This is a genomic window from Micromonospora endophytica (assembly GCF_003236305.1).
Taxonomy (GTDB): Bacteria; Actinomycetota; Actinomycetes; order Mycobacteriales; family Micromonosporaceae; genus Micromonospora; species Micromonospora endophytica.
This window is the reverse complement of record NZ_POTX01000413.1, coordinates 1-3,052: the sequence shown is the minus strand read 5'-3', so window position 1 is coordinate 3,052 and position 3,052 is coordinate 1. Positions and strand designations below refer to the sequence as shown.

The following is a 3,052-nucleotide window of genomic DNA, read 5'->3' as shown; positions in this document are numbered from 1 at the left end:
GGTCGACGGTGCCGGAGGGGGTCGGCGTGGGGGCGATCGAGACGGCTATCCGCACCGCACCGCCGTGGTCGAGTGGGGGCGCGGAGGCGGCCACCCCCCGGTCGGACGAGCGCACCGCCCGCTCGGCCAGGGCCGGCCCGCCCACGGTCGGCGCGACCGCGGCGTGCGCGCCCGCCGCCCAGAGAACTGCCGTCGCGGCGGCCAGCGGGACCACCACCGCCACGCGAGGGCGGATCCGCCTCCTGGCCACCACGTACCTTCTCTCGCCGCGACAAGCGTTCATGAAGATCAACGGGCCATCACCGTACCGTCGATCTTCGAGTCGCGCGATGGGCGGACCGTACCTAATCCCACACCTGGTGGGGCGCTGACCTGGCCGTCAGGTCGGCGCGATCCGCCCTGTGGATCAGGCCCAGACCTGCTGCGGGTCGGCGCGGCGCTCCGCCAGGCGAGGCGCGGCATCGTACTCGCGGACGACCTCGTAGCGGGTGTTCCGCTCGACCGGGCGGAAGCCGGCGTCCCAGATCAGGTGCAGCAGGTCGTCGCGGTGCATGGTGTTCGGCGTGCCGTACGAATCGGCGTCGTGGGTGATCTTGTATTCCACCACCGAGCCGTCCAGGTCGTCCACGCCGAAGTTGAGCGACAACTGGGCCACCGAGAGCCCGTGCATCACCCAGAAGCACTTGACGTGCGGCACGTTGTCGAACAGCAGCCGGGAGACCGCGAAGGTCTTCAACGACTCGGCCGGCGAGGCCATCGTCGTCCGGGCCTGGATCCGGTTACGGACCTTGCCGTCCGCCGAGTCGACGAAGTCGTGCTGGTAACGCAGCGGGATGAAGACCACGAAGCCGCCGGTCTCGTCCTGCAACTCACGCAGCCGCAACACGTGGTCGACCCGGTGCCGGGGCTCCTCGATGTGGCCGTAGAGCATCGTCGACGGCGTCTTCATGCCCTTGCTGTGCGCCAGCCGGTGGATCCGCGACCAGTCCTCCCAGTGGCAGGCGTGGTCGACGATGTGCTGGCGCACCTCCCAGTCGAAGATCTCCGCGCCGCCGCCGGTCAGCGACTCCAGACCGGCGTCCATCAGCTCGTCGAGGATCTCGTCGGCGCTCAGGCCGCTGATCTTCTCGAACCACTGCACCTCGGTCGCGGTGAACGCCTTCAGCTTGACCTTCGGCAGCGCCGCCTTCAGCTCGCGCAGCACCTTGGGGTAGTAACGCCAGGGCAGGGTGGGGTGCAGACCGTTGACGATGTGCAGCTCGGTGAGCTGCTCGTCCTCCATCTCCTTGGCCTTGCGGACCGCCTCGTCGATGCGCATCGTGTACGCGTCCTTCTCGCCCGGCTTGCGCTGGAACGAGCAGTACGCGCAGCTCGCGCTGCACACGTTGGTGAGGTTGAGGTGCCGGTTGACGTTGAACATCACCCGGTCGCCGTTGTCCTCGGTGCGCTTGTGGTGGGCCAGCCGGCCGAGCCAGGTCAGGTCGTCGCTGGCGTAGAGGGCGATCCCGTCCTCACGGGTCAACCGCTCCCCCGCGTACACCTTCGCTTCGAGCTCGCGCTTGAGTCCGGCGTCCATCGAAAGCCCCGTCCCTTCCCACTGCGGTCGCGACCGGAGTGCGGTCACCACCCGAGCCTACGTCGGTCGCCGTACCGGACCACATCGCGGTCCACGACCGTGAGCACGGTCAACCCGCTCTCAGCTTCTTGTTACCCCTTCGGACATCGACAGCGCTGGCCCCGGTGAGGTAAGACAGAGTGGGGCGTGACACATACTCGTCTCCCAAACTGCCGCGTTTCACCACAACGCGGCGCAACGCGCCGGACGGGGAGCGGAATGGTCGACAGCGGACAGCGGCAACGACGGCGACGGAGTCCGGTGATTTCGCCGGTGCTGCGACCGATGCTCTGGTCCGCACTGATGAGCGCCGTCGCCAGCGCCGTTCTCGCTGCTCCGGCGTACGCCGAGCCCGGCGTGCCCGTCACCGTGCCCGACACCGGCTCCCGCCCGGCGCTCACCGCTCCGCTCCAGTTGCCCGGCGGCGCACCGCCCGCGGCCGCCCCTGGTTCGGTGGGCGTCACCGCCACTACCGGTGCCAGCGCGCTCGAGACCCAGATCCTCGCCGCCGAGGCGCGGGTCGGCGAACTCGGCACCCGCCTGCTCGAGTTGGAACAGCAACGCGTCGAGGCCGAGGCCCAGCTTCGCACCGCCGAGCGTGACCTGGAGTTCGCCCGGGCGGCGCTGACCCAGGCCCAGCAGCACGCCGACCAGGCCGCCGCCGAGGCGATCAAGGTCGACGCCGCCCTGCCACCGGGCGGCTTCGCAGCCGACCTGCGGCATCTGGACATGCTCCGCCGGGTCAACCTGGGTGAGCGGGTCGAGGGCGCCACCGGACCGGCCGCCGGCGGGCTGGCCCGGGCCCGGACCGACGAGCAGGTGTCCGCCCAGGCGCACCTGGCGGCCGAGTCCCGCCTCAAGGGCGTCCAGGAGCAGTACGCCGCCACCCAGAAGGCGCTGCGGGACGAAGAGGCGAAGCTGCTCAAGCTGCGCGAGGAGAACGCCGCGCAACTGGTCGAGCTGGCCCGCCAACAGGAGCGCGCCGAGCAGCAGCTCGGCATCGGCTCCGGCGAGTCGGCGAACGGGATGACCGCCCATCCCACCGCATTGGCCGCAGTCGAGTACGCCCGTAAGCAGCTCGGCGACAAGTATGTCTGGGCCACCGAAGGCCCGGACACCTTCGACTGCTCGGGGCTGATGTGGGCGGCGTACCGTTCGGCGGGCTACTACCAGCTTCCGCGCATCTCCCGCGACCAGTACCGGGCCACCCAGTCCCGGACCGTGCCCCGGAGCGCTCTGCTCCCCGGTGACCTGCTCTTCTTCGCCTCCGGCAGCAGTTGGACGAGCATCCACCACGTCGGCATGTACATCGGTGGCGGCAAGATGATCCACGCCCCGAACAGCAGGGAAGTGGTGAAGATTTCGACCCCCAGTTGGTCCCGGCTCTACGCCGCGACCCGGGTGGTCGGTGCGGTGCCCGCCCCGTCGGCCTCGCCC

General features: G+C 70.1%; 3 protein-coding genes. 1 reads left to right on the top strand and 2 read right to left on the bottom strand.

The window, feature by feature from the left end; genetic code table 11:
- The coding region (locus tag C1I93_RS29925; protein ID WP_220039617.1) for a hypothetical protein at positions 1–223 on the bottom strand (223 nt) is incomplete at its 3' end.
- 183 nt (positions 224–406) lie between these two features.
- Entirely contained in the window at positions 407–1,576 is a 1,170-nt protein-coding gene (gene mqnE, locus C1I93_RS29920; protein ID WP_111246591.1) for an aminofutalosine synthase MqnE, read from the bottom strand.
- A 258-nt stretch (positions 1,577–1,834) separates the two neighbouring features.
- On the opposite strand from mqnE, the gene C1I93_RS29915 reads away from it, so the two are divergent.
- On the top strand, positions 1,835–3,052 hold a 1,218-nt coding region (locus C1I93_RS29915), incomplete at its 3' end, for a C40 family peptidase (protein WP_111246592.1).